Consider the following 15119-nt stretch of genomic DNA (forward strand, 5'->3'; position numbering starts at 1 on the left):
GATCTCGCATGTTTTTGCGACCTTTAAGTCACATTCGATTCATGGCCGTTTTTCCGCCTTTAAGTTCAAATATGACGGTTTCTTATGTAAATTTTTATTGATTCAAAGCTACGAATGTTTCTTCCTTAGCTTTCGGATTGATTTTTATAGGATACTTTTTTCGTAAGGACTCTACCAGACTTTTGTCTAAGTATTCTTGATAATCCCGTATAACTAACCCTCGTGTTTCTTCAAATTTCTTTGGACCAGCACTTGTTTTCTCTCCTAAAATCACCAAATGCAAATGCCCATTGGCTTCTATCTCCTGATAGGTTGAGTTAATATCGGCCTTGGACAAAACGGGATGTTCGGCATATTCTAGGTTACCAGCTTCGGTTTGGTAAGCCAAGGAATTGCTGCTTTCGTAGCTCTTCTCAAAAGTAGAGATAAGATCATCTGAGAGCGTGGTTTCCTGAAGTAATTTTCTAGCGGCATCTACCTGAGACATATCCAGAACTTTCACGATATAGGCATCCACTCGTTCTTTCCATTGGTATTTTTGAATGTTTTCCTGGAAATATGCCTTTTGGGCTACGGAATCCATGAGGCCTTTTTGCCAAACTTGCTCGTTCATAAGAGAGAATAGCAAAATGCCATCTCGATACTCTTTCAGGAGCATTCTGTAGTCTTTATTATTTGCTTCCAAGTCAGCTTCTTCAGCCTCGTTTAAGACAGATGCGGCGAACTTTTCATACCAGGCGTCGAAAATTCCTTCCTTAGTAGCAAGGGGTATTTCTTGTACATTCATAAAATCAGCAAGATCCTGAGCAACATAACTTTTTCCTTGTAAGGAGAAGAGTTGATCTCTTGCCAAATCTTTCTCATTCATTACCTGGGCAAAGTCATTTTTGGAGGTTGCGCTTAGTTCAGACTTTAATTTGGCGACATTTTCTTCGTTTTCATCAAAGTTATAGCGTGACTTCTGAATCGCCATTACTTGTGATTGTATCATGGTAGATCTCGAATCCCTTAATATTCTGGATCGAATACTTTCTTCCATAGATTCGAAGCTGTCCACAGGTTTTTTATCTTCCAGCCTGAGAATATGGTAGCCATAGCGGGTTTGGATAGGAGGGGACACTTCTCCTATTTCTGTCAAAGAAAAAGCGGCCATTTCAAATTCCGGAATCATGGATCCAACGCTGAACCAAGGAAGTATTCCTCCTTTTTGACTGCTGGATGGATCTTCTGAATAATTTTTCACGATATCCTCCCAGACGGTGCTTTCCTTCTGGATCTCTGTGTAAATGTCAGCTACTTTCCTTTTGGCAAGGTCTTCACCATTCGGTGCATTTTCGTCTATTCTCACTAAGATATGGGATACTCTCACCTGACCTGGATTAGGCTGACGGTCTTTTACATTGATGATGTGGTAGCCGAAATCGGTCAAAACCGGATCAGAAACTTCACCTGGTTGAAGAGAAAATGCGGCATCTTCAAAGGGTTGAATCATCTGTAGCGCAGTGAAATAACCAAGGTCGCCTTGGTTGGCTTGTACCGATGGGTCATCGGAATATTTTACCGCGAGTTCATTGATATTTCCACCATTTTTTATTTCATCTTCGATTTTCAATGCCATCCTGAGAACGATCAAACTGTCTTCTGTTGATGCATTGGCTGGAAACTGGAGCAAGATGTGACTGGCACGTACGATTTCCTGCATTCTGGCGTAGGCTTTTCTTAGCTCCCCTTCTTCTAATGAATTTCTTATTAGAAAAGGCGCCTTGAGATTTTCTCTAAACGATTCAAATTCTCTGAGGAATTCCTCGGATTGATCAAGTCCCTGCGCTTCTGCCTCCCTTACTTTTAATTTGTAATTGATGAAAAGATCTAGGTTCTCTTCATATTCTTCTCTCGACATCCCCGGTGTACCGGGCTCAGAGTTATTTCCTTTAGATAAAAGGTAAATCAGCTCATCTTTATCGATGGATTTGCCCCCTAAAGTCAACAAGGGATCACTCTGATCTGACGCTTGAAAAAACGTCATCCCAGATGCAGTGGATCCAAATGTTAAAAGGAATGTGATTAAATATGCCGAAATGGTTCGGTTTGTCATGTGGTGAGCGCCAGAATTGGAATGCAATTTTACAAATTTATTAGGATTTAAAGTCAAAAGTCCCGAATACTAAGCTTTTAACAAGAATTAGGACTGAAACCATTTGATCAAGCGGCAGGTATTGGTGCCCTTCGTCGAGTCAAACTCAATTTCATCCATGATCTTCTTGACCAAAATTATGCCTAAACCTCCTTTTCGCTTATCTCCTTTTACTTTATTCAGGTCAGGAACCTCATAATCGAGCATATTGAAAGCCTTACCTTCATCGGTAATCTCAAAAATCAATTTGCCGGGATTTTGTTTGATATCAAGCTGTATGTAATCCAATGCATTACAGTTGTGTGAATGGATAATCAGATTTGCACACACCTCTTCCACTGCCAGAATAAGCTGCAACTGGTCGATGTCAGACAGCTGTAGCTCTCCTAGGGTCTTCTTTAGAAAGACCCGTAGCTCCGAGAGTGCGGTAGTTTGACAAGATATTTTCATCTGGTGTATCATTTCAGCTATTCAACGCAGCTTTTTTGTTGGGATAAATACTCATCAACTGATCTAATCCCAAAATCTTAAACACTTCATATACTCTGTCGGAAAGAGAATAGATTTTTAGCTCAATTTCTTTTTCCTGAAAATCCTCCAAATAAGACATAAACACCCCTAATCCGGCTGAAGAAATATACTCCAAGCCTGATCCGTCAACTAAAATAGAATTACTTCCATCTGCAACCATTTTAGTAATTGCTTCATCAAGTATCACTGAGTTGCTGGCATCTACTTCACCCTGCAGTAATAAAATTGTATGGCCGTTCTCTTCTTGGGTTTCTATGGTTAGCATTTTTTAGCTTGCTTTATTTTTTTGGGTAAATTTCACTACCATCATCGAATAATCATCATCTATTAATCGCTGTCCGCCTACAAAACTATGCAGAGCTTCTATGATTTTAGTCTGAATTTCCAGAGGAGTGAGTTCGTTGTAAACTTCTAACAGCGTCCTGACACGCTCATATCCAAACTGCTGGGAACTGTCATTTTTTGCTTCTACTATACCATCCGTGAATAAGACTAAGACATCTCCGGGGTGATACATTAATGTCCTTTCCACAACGTGATTTTGATAGTGCATGTTTCTTAAAATGCCCAGACCCAAGCCATCAATCTCCAAATACTCTGATTTGTTCAATCTTTTCTTGTGAATCAGCGTGGGTACATGACCTGCACGGGAATGACAGATGGTTTGTTTTGCTGTGTTGATAATAAATATCGATGCGGTAATGAAATGGTTTCGTTCAAGACATTTACTCAGGGCTGAATTTGCCTTAATCATAAAGTCTGAAGGACTGAGATCCAGTTGTATCAAACTTTGAAAAATACCCTTCATCTGAGACATATGAAAGGCAGCAGAAGTTCCTTTGCCGGATACATCACCTATGATTAACACATACCTATCTTCGTCAAGCTGGTAGGTGTCGTAATAATCCCCGCCGACCTCATCCGCGGCATTGGAAAAAGCACAAATTTCAAAAAACTCATTGTGGTCCAGCTGGGTAGGAAGAAGGGATTTCTGTACCCGCTGCGCGATTTTCAATTCTTCCTGGTAGCGTTCGTTCTGAATGGCTTGATTTAGCAGCCGATGGTTTTCAACCGCAATACAGGCTTGCCTCCCAAAGGTGCTAATGATATTCAGCATTTCCTTGTTGAATCCATCCCGCACCTCTTTGCAAAGCACAATTTTACCGATGACCGATTTGTTGATTACCAAAGGAACCAGGAGAATGGACTCATATTTTGGATGAACGATCCTGAGATTTATTGGGCTTAGATTGTCAGGTCGCTTTTCTGATTCCCATTCCTGAACCGTTTTTTGCGGTTCGATCAACGCTGAAATTTCTTCTCTGGTCTTCCGATCAATAAACCTCTCCTGAAAATACCCTTCGGGAAACTCATCGCTTTTCATGGCCAGCCAAGCTGCATCTGCGTAAGCCGCACTCATACAGGAGTCCATTAGAATATCCAGTACTTGCTCCTCATTCTCTTCAGGCTGAATCGATTGACTCAATCGCTGGAAATTGATCGCTTCAGTTAGCTTTTGCTCGAAAACGGAGGAAGTTGGGAGGTTGAAAAGTGTGACCAAAAAGCTCAGAACTGCATAAACCAATACAAACCAAAAAAGTGAAATCAGGAATAAATTACCCATCAGATTAGCAGGGTAATCGTATTCTAGGTCCACAGAGACTGTGTACCACAGGATGTATCCTATAGCCGCAATGATGATGGCAAGAAAAAGGAGTGATTTCCACTTTTCTTTGAAAGTCAAATAAGGAATCCACTTCAAATTAGTAGAAAGGATCACTGCCAAAATTCCAAGCAGAACTAGCCCGAAAAAGAAGCTGTAATCATAGGCTTCTCTATCGAAAAACACTAAAAACATAGCTATCAGTAGCGCTATTTCATATGCCTGCCATTGTTTTACTACACGCTTAGCTTTTTGGTAAAGGATGAGGTGCTGCCACAACAGTGAGGTGGAAATCAAAAAAATCGTCATCAGCCCAAAGCGAACGTGGTAAAAGAACGTTTTGAGAAATGGGTCATCTGCCAGCTTACTTTCGCCAAGGGAACCGTAAAATAATCCAATGATTAAATAAACAGCAACAGCAAAAATCCCAGTCGATGCACCTCTCCAGATCAGATTGAGGAAGTCGCTTTGGGTACTTTTGTTAATCGAATATTTATAAAAACTGTAAACCGTGATGAAATAGAGGGTTTGCAAGATCCAGGTGAATTCAATGGCTATGCCTGAATCCATTTCATTGAGGAGACCGACCAGCCTCACCAAATCCACAAATAGCAAAGCCAGCCATACTAGGATGGCGAGCAGCAAGCTTAGCTTTCCGATATGGATTTGCGGTAGTTTGATCATGGATGCGCTGCCACAATAATACTCATTCAGATTGGAAAATAGTGAAGGTAGCTAGCTTACCGAAGATAGTCAGATGTTAAAAAGTGTAAATAAAAAACTCCCAACAATTAATCTCAAGGGATTACATGCAAACCAAATCATCAATCACATTAACTCCGTATTTTTCTTCGATGAGCGAGATGACTTTACTCTTGTTCATCAGTAGTTCCTTTTTGATTGGCCCTGAGCTAATTTTCACAAAAAGTTTTTTGTCTTTTATAAACACAGAAGAAGTTCGATCGGCAATTGTTTTTCCAACGATTTCAGGCCAGTCATGAACCAATGACTTTTCTTTGAATTTTCCCTCTAAGCGGTATGCTTTGAGCAGATCGTTAAAAGCCGACTCAAGTGGTGCTACCTCTTTTTTTCTACTAAAATATCCGTCTCCCGCCATATTTGTCATCATCTTATACAAAAAGTGCTGCTGCAATACTATCTGCCAGCAGTTTTCCACTTTTGCTCAAAGATAGGTTTTTATCCTTCCAAACGAGCCAGCCTTCGGAATCCATCTGTGATAAAATGACTTTTCTGGTAGTCAAGAGATCTTGACCAAAAACCCGGGATATTTCATCAAAGTCAATTCCCCACAGCGTTCGCAGACCTGTAAGCATGTATTCATTCAGCCGCTCATCTTGGGACAGGTTATCCACCACAAATGGTAAGGTTCTGTTTTCCACACTTTTCAGATAAAGGGAATTATTTGACGGATTTGCCCCTCTATTTTGTCCATCATAAGAATGTGCACTGGGGCCTATGCCCAAATAGGGAACGCCTTTCCAGTAATTCGTATTGTGAAGGGCGAATTGCTCCGGCTTGCCAAAGTTAGATACCTCGTATTGGACATATCCAGCCTTTTCTGTCAGCTCTTGAAGTATTTCAAATTGCTCCGCCACAAAATCCTCTTCAGCGGGCTTGAATTCGCCTTTTTTCATCCAGGTTCCGAGTGCGGTTTTTGGCTCTACGGTAAGCGCATAGCTGGAAATATGTCCCGGGTTCTGTTTGATTGCCTCTGATAAATCCCGCTGCCAAAGCGAATGGTCTGGCTGGGGAAAACCGTAGATTAAATCCAGACTGAATTTTTCAAAACCTACTTTTCTAGCTTTTGCAATCGCAGACTTGGACTCTTCTGCCGTATGAGCTCGATTATAGAATTTCAAAACTTCCTCATCAAAGCTTTGTATTCCCAGACTCAGGCGATCAATGCCGAGACTTTTCCAGGCACCTAACGTATTTTCAATCAAATCATCTGGATTTGCCTCTAGGGTGACTTCTCGCCAATCCGAATTGAAAGTCATGGCAATCCGATCCAATATCTTTTCAATCAAGAGCGGAGGTAAAAGAGAAGGCGTTCCTCCTCCGAAATAGACTGTTTCCACTTTCTTGTCTAGCAGGTAATCGGCCCTCAATTCAATTTCCCGGCAGATCATATCAGTCATCTGATCTATTCGGTCAAGATTTGTGCTGAAGTGGAAATCGCAATAATGGCATGCCTGCCTGCAAAAAGGAACGTGGATGTATATGCCAGCCAAAGTGAATTCTATTATTTTGCGAATATAACCATTCCCAGAGATCCCTTTGAAAACCTACCTTTTGGCATCCTTTCTTTTTTTTCTTGCCGGAGGACAGCTTTGCAAAGCTCAGGATGCCAATTGGATCAATTGGGCTACCGATCCAGTTCAGCAAACAGCTGATTGGACTTCATTTGCCGACAAAGTCGAAAGAAAGAAATACTTAGACTCGCTTAGTCAGTCATTTCAAAACCTGGGATATCTTTCTCTTTTTCTGGAAAAGGAAGAAATATCAACTGATTCTCTGATCGTAAGGCTTATTCTTGGTGAAAAGTATGGGTGGGAATCCATTTCACCGGGGAATGTTCCTGAAGAATTCTTTAGGAATATTAGTCCTGTGACTGCGGAATACACCTCAGCTGCCAGGTGGATGCGTGAAGTTATTTCTAAAGCGGAGAACAATGGTTTTCCTTTCGCGCAAGTCAAACTCGATAGTATCCTTCGTAAAGGAAATTTTCTTTCGGCAGTTTTCAGATACGATTCGGGACCTTTGATTCTTTGGGACAGCCTTAAGGTAGCAGGCGATACGAAAACCCAAGAAAGGTATGTGCAAAATATTACAGGGATCCGACCCGGTCTGCCTTTTTCCCAAAAGCAACTTGACGTTGCCTCCGAGGTTCTAGCTCGATCAGCTTATTTTGTCCAGACAGAACCTCCTCGGCTGGATTTTCAAGTAAAAAAAGCACAACCGACCTTTACCTTGAGGGATCGGAATACCAATGTTTTGGATGGGGTAATAGGCTTGCTGCCAAATGAGAATGAGCCTGGGAAGATGCTCATTACAGGTCAATTAGATGTGGAATTGTATCATCTGGGAGGGAAAGGCCGAGATGTGGCGCTCCACTGGAAGCGTTTGAATATCGCCACCCAATCTTTAGATATTTCTGCCAAAGAGTCCTTTTTATTCAATTCTCCTTTAGACGTAAGTGTAGGATTCAGCCTGCTCAAGCAAGATTCTACTTTTCTAAATAGACACTTGAGTTTAGACTTTGGGTATCACCTGAGTCAAACTAGCTATCTCCGGTTTTTTACGCGCAGGCAATCCAGCGATGTGCTTGACACCGAGGCGTATGATGCCATGACCGAATTACCTGACGTGGCCGATTACCGCTGGAACCAATATGGGGTGGGATGGTCTTGGGATAGGAGAGATTCTCCGTTTTTCTCCAGAAGAGGTTTTCTGCTTAGCAGTGAGTTTGCCTTGGGCAATAAAAGAATTCTGGAGAATACAGGTTTTCCTCCTGAGGTGTACGAGAATCTTGACTTAAGTAGTCCGCAATACCTGGGCATGATGGATATAGAAAAACATATTTACATCAAACCGACTTGGGGGATGTGGCTGAAAGGAAGTGGAGGTTTTACCCAAAATCAAAACCTACTTCTAAATGATCTTTTTAGGTTGGGGGGTCTAAAAAGTATCCGTGGCTTTAATGAGAACTACTTTTTTGCTAAATCTTATGGGTATCTATCTATGGAACAAAGACTTTTTTTTGGAGAAAATTCATTTCTAATGGTTTTTGCTGACTTTGGCATTCTGGAAAACCCGTACTTTGCGGCTTCCATCGATAAGCCGGTTTCCTTTGGTGCAGGAATCAATCTTGACACCGGGACCGGTAATTTTAGATTTATTTATGGAGTTGGAAAATCAAATCTTCAACCTTTACAATTCTCCTATTCTAGGATACATTTTGGCTATCTAGCCAGATTTTGAGTATGAAAAAATTGATCAGCAAGTCAATACTACTAATCACCCTTCTTTTGGCGATAGGTAACGTGTCATTTTCTCAGGTTTTGGAAGATTACAATCCTAAGTGGCAGGAGGGAGAAAGAGAGACTTGGTTTAGTTCAAATGACCGATTAATTTTGGAATTGGATTTGGAAACATTTCCTTTGGCTTATTTTTCATTTGAATTTCCAGATCATTCTGTGGTTTTCGTAGGAGAGAAACTCTGGTTTTTTACAGATCAGGATACAGCCTTCACTGAGCAAGTAGAGGTGCTCAAGCAGGAGTTTCCTGAATCGAATGTGAGTCTTACGGTTTTTAAAAATGGCATTTCTTCTGAACAAGCTAGTGTAAGGAAAATTTTGAAATCTGAGCCTATAGAATCTAGTGCCAATACAATAGGGTTGGTTTCTGAAAAAAGAAATTTGAACAGACAAGGTGTTCGCGATTTTTTTATCGTAGGGATGATTACTTGTTTGCTGATGATTACGCTTTATAAGTCGGCGTATCCATTCATTTTTGCCATGATGATCAAACCTATTTCCTTGCTTAATGCAGAAGATTTTTCTGAAAGTGGGAGTTTGCAGAAGTTTTTTTCGGGTGATATTCTGTTGTATGTATATATAGTAAATATGCTTTTGTCCCTAGCCATGGTTACGGCTATGGTTGTTTTTCGTCAAGAATGGCTAGAGTTGAGGCTAGAATTAAGTTTTAAGACCTTAATAGCCTTATGGCTTTTAGGTTCTCTATTGCTATTGATTTTGACTATACTGAAGTTTACGGCCATTAGAATTTTATCATATTTGTTTGATTTGGGGAAATTGGAATTCGCTCACTTCTTTTACTTACTCCGGCTTGTAGTGATAGCCACCATTTTTTTGATTTTAGTCTGTGCGTTTTTTTTACTAAATGAATTTTCAGCAATTAAAATGGCATTGGAAGCTTCATTTGCAGGTTTTTTCTGGATATATATAGTAGGGATACTAGGCTTGTTTCTAATTATGGTGAATAGACTGGGCTTTAAGAAATATCATTTATTTACTTACCTTTGCATCGCAGAATTGGTGCCCTTTTTAATCTTGGCCAAATTGGTGCTTGATTTGGGTTATTGATTTCGAAAATCACCAAAAGGAATAATAGAAGCATGAGCACAGCTACCAAAGACAGGTTTAGACCAGTAAAAAGTATCCTAGTATCTCAACCAGCCCCTGCGGGCGCAAATTCTCCCTATGTGCAGTTGGCGGAGAAATACAATTTGAAGATTGATTTTCGTCAATTTATAAAGGTTGAGCCAGTAGTGCCAAAGGAATTCCGCAAGCAGAAGATTGATATTTTAAAACATACTGCTGTGATTTTCACCAGCCGTAATGCTATAGATCATTTCTTTGCGATCTGTAAGGATTTCAAAATCGAGATGCCTGCAGATATGAAGTATTTCTGTATATCGGACCAAACTGCTCACTACCTTCAAAAATACATTGTAATCCGAAAGCGTAAATTATTCGTAGGTCAGAAGACAGCGCAGGATTTATTTGATTACTTCAAGAAACATAAATCAGAAAAGTATTTATTTCCTTGCTCGGATATCCGTAAAGACGATATTCCTGAATACATGGAAAAAAATGGGATTGCCTTTACCGAAGCTATCATTTATCATACCTTAGAAGCTGATTTATCTGATTTGGCTGATGTGAAATATGATATCTTGGCCTTTTTCAGTCCTTCTGGGATCAAATCACTGAAAATAAACTTCCCGGATTTCGAACAGGGCAATACGCGCATAGCTGCATTTGGCCCCACGACAGCCCAGGCTGTTAGAGATTTGGATTTGATTTTGGATATTGAAGCACCTATGCCAAATGCCCCAAGCATGACCGGAGCATTGGAGCTTTATATAAAAAAGGCAAATAATTTGTAAAACATAAAACCTAATTCTGTGGTTTTTCAGTTTAAATTCTTACACTAGTTGAAATGTTAGGCGAAACCACTATAAAATGATTAGAAGAGGCCATTGTATATATTTTTTGAGATATTCATTTCTCCTGTTTTTCTTTTTTGAGGTTTCTTCGCTGATGGCCCAGCAGGATCCTCAGTTCACCCAGTATATGTATAATGGGATGTATTACAATCCAGCCTTTGCTGGAAAAGACGGAGGCTATAGATTTTCTGCGTTGCACAGATCACAGTGGTTGAACTATGCCACCAATTCTGGTCAGGGCGGAGCCCCCGTTACGCAATTGGTGACCGCTCAGGGAAGGCTTGAAGGGAAAAACATTGGCTATGGATTGACTGCTTTGGCAGTGGACAATATAGGTGCTACCAGTAATCTGGAAATCAATCTTCAAGGCGCTTATCATAAAAAGCTCAATAGATCTACTTTAAGCTTTGGTGCGTATGTAGGTATGTATTCTAGTTCTTTAGATTATGGTGAGCTCATCGTAGTGAATCCAGAACCTAATCTTCCCAATTCTGGAAAAGAAAGCCAATTAAATTTCAATTTCGGTGCAGGGTTGTTGCTGGATACGCGTGATTATTATATTGGACTAAGTTCCAGACATCTCAATGAACCTAATTTTGATTTTGGTGATGGTTCGTATGCAAATCAATTAAAAAACCATTCCTATTTGCTTTTTGGATATAGAATTAGACCAGTAGGACAATTAGTAATTGAGCCTAGTTTTCTATTAAAAACGGTGTCCTTCAATAATTTTTCCTATGAAGCTAGCGTTATTGCTACTCACCAGAATAAAATTAGTGGGGGGTTCGGATTTAGAGGAGAAGAATCAGTATCATTGATTCTAGGCTATAGCCTTTTACGGAATAATTCTCTGAATTTGGGCTATGCGTTTGATTTGGTATTTAGTGGAGTAGAGGCTAAATCTCCGACTAGCCACGAACTTATGCTTCGTTATACCTTGTCAAACGTGAGTAGAGAAATTCAAAGAGTGATACAGAGAACACCAAGATTTAGATTCTGAAATCAAGTTGAAAATCAGCTAGAATAGTGATAGTTGTGAATAACCAAATATTATCAAATCCTCATATTTTGGCAGGTTATTTGCATTATTGTGCCAAATTCAGCTAAATTTCGAATCTTGAAAATATTTTACACTGCGTAATTATTTGATGAACGAAAAAACGTCATTTATGTATAAAAAAATCAATGTTCGCTTATTGCCTTTAACCTTAGGGTTGGCAATTGTGACACTTTTGCCGAGTTGTGGTCTTTTTAATAAAAAGGGATCTGCCAGCGAAAAGATGAATAGAAGAGGAGAAGTGACCGGTGTTCCTAAGCGTACCAACTGGCAGCAAAACCTCCCTTATGATATGGTTCCTGTGAAGGCAGGTACTTTTTGGATGGGGCAAGCCGATGAGGATATCGCTTTTACGCAATCTGCATTGAACAAGCAGATTACCATCTCTGAGTTTTTCATGGATAAATATGAGGTTTCCAATAATAAGTACCGTCAATTTTTAGAGGCTGTAAAAAGCGGAACTTACGAAACAGGTACTCCCACTACGTTAAAAGATCCTCCACAATTAAATTATGATGAGTTGAAGCCGGATACTACAGTTTGGTCCACAAGCTTTGCCTATCATTATGGAGATCCGTTGATGGAATTTTACTTTGATCATCCAGCCTTTGATAATTATCCTGTTGTAGGTGTCACTTGGGATCAAGCTAAAAAATACTGCGAGTGGAGAACCTATCACATGCGAGCTAATGACGAAAGCGACTTTGATGGTCCGGCATTTCAATTGCCGTCTGAAGCAGAATGGGAATATGCTGCCAAAGGAGGTAAAGATGTAGCTAAATACCCATGGGGTGGTCCTTATTTGAAGAATAAAAGAGGATGCTTGATGGCAAACTTCAAGCCAGGAAGAGGAAATTACATAGATGACGGTTTCCCTTATACCGCACCTGTTGATGTTTTTGCGCCGAATGGCTATGGTTTATATAACATGTCAGGGAATGTAGCAGAATGGGTACTTGATGCATATGCTACTACATCTAGCTCGATTACCTGGGATTTGAATCCAGTTTATGATGATCCTAACGAGCCTAGAAAGGTGGTAAGAGGAGGAAGCTGGAAGGATATCGCTCACTATCTAGAGACAAGTACAAGAACGTATGAGTATGAAGATGTTGCTCAAGCTCACATAGGATTTAGAACAAAAATGACATTCATTGGACGCTCTGGCTCTATGGATGTGAAAAGTTCAACTAGAAGAAGAAGATAGAATATAAACAAATCCACAAAGTAAATACCTTAAAACCTTAATTACACTTTAACACATGGCTAGCAACAGCAACTCGTTTTCAGCAACATTTTATTCCAGCATCATGCCAAAAATTTATGGTATTGGTGCAGCAGTGGTTATTCTTGGTGCTATGTTCAAAATCTTAGATTTACCATTCGCCAACTGGATGATCGGTATTGGACTTAGTACTGAGGCAGTGATATTTTTCCTTTCAGCATTTGAGCCACAACATCAAGATGTAGATTGGTCTAAAGTATATCCAGAATTAGCGGGTGATGCGCCGGCAGCTCCTAGAGCACAAAGAGTAGTGGCAGGTGGAGATCAGGTTTCTCAAAAGCTTGACGAAATGCTTAAAAACGCTAAAGTAGGTCCTGAACTGATTGAAAGCCTAGGTAAAGGAATGCAAAACCTGGCAACCTCTGCCCAGAAAATGGGTAATCTATCCGATGCAGCCGTGGCTACTAACGAATATGCAACTAATGTGAAATCTGCTGCCAAAACATTAGTGGATATGAATGCTTCTTACAGCAAAACCGCTGCTGCTCTTACAGAAATGTCTGCGGCATCTCAAGACGCAAAAGCGTACCATACCCAAGTAGTCACTGTAACTAAGAACCTTTCTGCATTGAACTCAGTGTATGAAATGGAACTTCAGGACGCTAATAGCCATGTGAAGACATTGAATAAATTCTATGCAAACATGACTGCAGCTATGGAAGGTCTTACTGAAGCAGGAAAAGAAACTCAAGCATTCAAAACAGAATTATCAAAATTGAATCAGAACGTCAGTTCATTGAATAAAATCTATGGTGGAATGCTATCCGCTATGAAAGGTTAATTTCTCTTCAATTCATTTTAAAATCCATTAAAACTTAAAAATGGCAGGAGCTAAAGAGACACCTAGACAGCGGATGATTGGTATGATGTACCTGGTTTTGACGGCCCTTTTGGCCCTCCAGGTAAGTAACCAGATCCTCCAAAAATTTGTGTTGATAAACGATGGGATGGAAAGAACCTCCCGAAATTTCATCAACAAAAATAAAAAGACAGTTGAATCGATCGAATACACGGTGGATCAACAAGGTAACAAAGAAGTAGATGTGCCAAAAGTGGCTGCAGCTAATCAAATTAGAGAGGCTACTAAAGAAACTTATGATTATTTAGAGCAGATTAAGCAGGATTTGATTACCCAGTCCAATGCAAAAAATGAGGAAGGTAATTATGTGAACGCGCAGCTTAAAAATACTGAAATCACTGGAAACCTTTTTGCCAACAATGGAAAAGGTGAGGAAATGAAAGCTATACTAAATGCGTATCCAGCTAAAATTTCTGAAATCCTAACTTCAGTAGGTCTTTCCGATCTGAAATTTGATGACATCGCTAAAGATGCTTCTGAAATTGAGCTTTTTGCAAATGACAGAGAGGCAAGAAATAAGGACTTTGTAGCTTTGACCTTTGTTAAGTCTCCTGTTGGAGCTGTTATGGCTTTAATTTCTCAGTTTCAGAATGAGGTATTGAACATAGAGAGTGAGGCTTTGACTGCTGTACAGAATACCATAGGTTCATTCTTTTTTAAAGCTGATGTGACTGAAGCTCGAATAGCAGCGCTATCTAATGTAGTGGCAGCTGGCACAAAGTTCGAAGCTGATATGTTCATTGCCTCAAGTTCAACTGCATCGGTACCTACCATGACCATAGACGGTAGATCGGTTCCTGTAGATGCTACTGGTTTCGGTAAAATAGAATTTAACGTGACTCCTGCTTCTGAGTATGATGATCGTGGCTTAGCCCGAAGAGTAATCAACGGTGAGATTATTACGAACGTAGGTGGTGAAGACAAAGTACTTCCAGTGGAATATGAGTATTTCGTAGCTCAGCCGGTAATTAAGGTTTCATCTGAAGTGGTACAGCAGCTGTATGCTGATTGTGCCAATGAGTTGTTGATTGAAGTTCCTGCATTAGGTAATACCTATTCTCCGGAATTTTCGGTTAGCAATGGCCAATCCATCAAAGGAAGTAAGCCAGGGCAATTGACTGTGATTCCTGGTGCATCTGGGAAAGTAAATATTGGAGTGAGCAGTGGAGGTAATAAAATAGGCACGGTTGATTATGACATCAAGCCTGTTCCTGCTCCTACCTTGGTTCCAGCTACTTCTAATGGGTCAGAAATTGACCTAAGTCAAGCACAAGCTATTAGTTCTTTGATGGGGCTCAAAATGCTAGCTAAGGCAGAGCCTACTTTCGCGAGAACTATGGCAAAAGATGCCACTTTCGAAGTGACCGGTGGTGAAATGAGATTGTTGAGAAATGAAGTTCCTCGTCAGACAGTTCAAATCACTAATGGTAATAGTTTGGCAATGCGTTCGTTATTAGAAAGTGCAAGAGCTGGTGATGTCGTGGTTTTTGAAATCAGACAAGTGACTAGAACAAACTTCAGAGGAAATAAGATTCCTTCAGAATTAAGACAAGTTGTCCCTATTCGAGTTAAGTAATTCGAAATTTGGGATTAAGATA

13 protein-coding genes are annotated in these 15119 nt (G+C 40.2%); 7 read left to right on the top strand and 6 right to left on the bottom strand.

Annotation, left to right across the window (positions count from 1 at the left end; all coding sequences use genetic code 11):
- Positions 1–94 precede the first annotated feature (94 nt).
- The 6 genes from BM386_RS14925 to hemW all read right to left on the bottom strand — a co-directional run bounded on the left by BM386_RS14925 (position 95) and on the right by hemW (position 6580).
- Complete coding sequence (locus BM386_RS14925; protein ID WP_091695765.1) at positions 95–2095, bottom strand: peptidylprolyl isomerase; 2001 nt, start codon at positions 2093–2095, stop codon at positions 95–97.
- Positions 2096–2182: 87 nt separating this feature from the next.
- A complete protein-coding gene (locus BM386_RS14930) occupies positions 2183–2584 on the bottom strand; it encodes an ATP-binding protein (RefSeq protein WP_244545540.1) in 402 nt (133 codons plus the stop codon).
- A 13-nt stretch (positions 2585–2597) separates the two neighbouring features.
- Positions 2598–2930: an STAS domain-containing protein gene (locus tag BM386_RS14935; protein ID WP_091695771.1), complete on the bottom strand. Its 333-nt coding sequence runs from the start codon at positions 2928–2930 to the stop codon at positions 2598–2600.
- 3 nt (positions 2931–2933) lie between these two features.
- The gene (locus tag BM386_RS14940; protein ID WP_091695773.1) at positions 2934–5012 is read right to left on the bottom strand and encodes a GAF domain-containing SpoIIE family protein phosphatase; all 2079 of its coding nucleotides are present in this window, start codon (positions 5010–5012) and stop codon (positions 2934–2936) included.
- 121 nt (positions 5013–5133) lie between these two features.
- Positions 5134–5481 (bottom strand): DciA family protein, encoded by a 348-nt coding sequence (locus BM386_RS14945; protein WP_342029146.1) that lies wholly within the window; start codon positions 5479–5481, stop codon positions 5134–5136.
- A complete protein-coding gene (gene hemW, locus BM386_RS14950) occupies positions 5459–6580 on the bottom strand; it encodes a radical SAM family heme chaperone HemW (RefSeq protein WP_091695775.1) in 1122 nt (373 codons plus the stop codon). Before hemW ends, BM386_RS14945 begins: the two co-directional genes overlap by 23 nt.
- 61 nt (positions 6581–6641) lie before the next feature.
- Between hemW and BM386_RS14955 the strand changes: the two genes are divergently transcribed.
- From BM386_RS14955 to porM, 7 genes are all read left to right on the top strand, one after another.
- Positions 6642–8330, top strand: coding sequence for a BamA/TamA family outer membrane protein (locus BM386_RS14955; RefSeq protein WP_139235931.1), 1689 nt, complete (start codon positions 6642–6644; stop codon positions 8328–8330).
- Positions 8331–8332: 2 nt separating this feature from the next.
- Positions 8333–9454, top strand: a complete 1122-nt coding sequence (locus BM386_RS14960; protein ID WP_091695778.1) for a DUF4271 domain-containing protein — start codon at positions 8333–8335, stop codon at positions 9452–9454.
- A 32-nt stretch (positions 9455–9486) separates the two neighbouring features.
- Positions 9487–10260 carry a uroporphyrinogen-III synthase gene (locus BM386_RS14965; RefSeq protein ID WP_091696138.1) on the top strand — a complete coding sequence of 258 codons (774 nt, stop codon included), beginning with the start codon at positions 9487–9489 and terminating at the stop codon, positions 10258–10260.
- 76 nt (positions 10261–10336) lie between these two features.
- Positions 10337–11320 carry a PorP/SprF family type IX secretion system membrane protein gene (locus tag BM386_RS14970; RefSeq protein WP_091695780.1) on the top strand — a complete coding sequence of 328 codons (984 nt, stop codon included), beginning with the start codon at positions 10337–10339 and terminating at the stop codon, positions 11318–11320.
- A gap of 169 nt (positions 11321–11489) precedes the next feature.
- Positions 11490–12584: a T9SS ring complex lipoprotein PorK/GldK gene (gene porK / locus BM386_RS14975; protein WP_091695782.1), complete on the top strand. Its 1095-nt coding sequence runs from the start codon at positions 11490–11492 to the stop codon at positions 12582–12584.
- 55 nt (positions 12585–12639) lie between these two features.
- Positions 12640–13443 (top strand): type IX secretion system motor protein PorL/GldL, encoded by an 804-nt coding sequence (porL, locus tag BM386_RS14980; RefSeq protein ID WP_091695784.1) that lies wholly within the window; start codon positions 12640–12642, stop codon positions 13441–13443.
- 40 nt (positions 13444–13483) lie between these two features.
- Entirely contained in the window at positions 13484–15097 is a 1614-nt protein-coding gene (gene porM / locus BM386_RS14985) for a type IX secretion system motor protein PorM/GldM (protein WP_091695786.1), read from the top strand.
- Positions 15098–15119: the final 22 nt, after the last annotated feature.

Origin of the sequence: Algoriphagus locisalis (assembly GCF_900116615.1) — a bacterium.
GTDB lineage: Bacteria > Bacteroidota > Bacteroidia > Cytophagales > Cyclobacteriaceae > Algoriphagus > Algoriphagus locisalis.

Excerpts from the sequence above, each read along its gene's own strand:
- BM386_RS14930 (WP_244545540.1), bottom strand. The coding sequence starts at position 2,584 with ATGAAAATATCTTGTCAAACTACCGCACTCTCGGAGCTACGGGTCTTT.
- BM386_RS14960 (WP_091695778.1), top strand. The coding sequence starts at position 8,333 with ATGAAAAAATTGATCAGCAAGTCAATACTACTAATCACCCTTCTTTTG.
- BM386_RS14925 (WP_091695765.1), bottom strand. The coding sequence starts at position 2,095 with ATGACAAACCGAACCATTTCGGCATATTTAATCACATTCCTTTTAACA.
- porK (WP_091695782.1), top strand. The coding sequence starts at position 11,490 with ATGTATAAAAAAATCAATGTTCGCTTATTGCCTTTAACCTTAGGGTTG.
- BM386_RS14940 (WP_091695773.1), bottom strand. The coding sequence starts at position 5,012 with ATGATCAAACTACCGCAAATCCATATCGGAAAGCTAAGCTTGCTGCTC.
- porM (WP_091695786.1), top strand. The coding sequence starts at position 13,484 with ATGGCAGGAGCTAAAGAGACACCTAGACAGCGGATGATTGGTATGATG.
- BM386_RS14970 (WP_091695780.1), top strand. The coding sequence starts at position 10,337 with ATGATTAGAAGAGGCCATTGTATATATTTTTTGAGATATTCATTTCTC.
- porL (WP_091695784.1), top strand. The coding sequence starts at position 12,640 with ATGGCTAGCAACAGCAACTCGTTTTCAGCAACATTTTATTCCAGCATC.
- BM386_RS14965 (WP_091696138.1), top strand. The coding sequence starts at position 9,487 with ATGAGCACAGCTACCAAAGACAGGTTTAGACCAGTAAAAAGTATCCTA.
- BM386_RS14935 (WP_091695771.1), bottom strand. The coding sequence starts at position 2,930 with ATGCTAACCATAGAAACCCAAGAAGAGAACGGCCATACAATTTTATTA.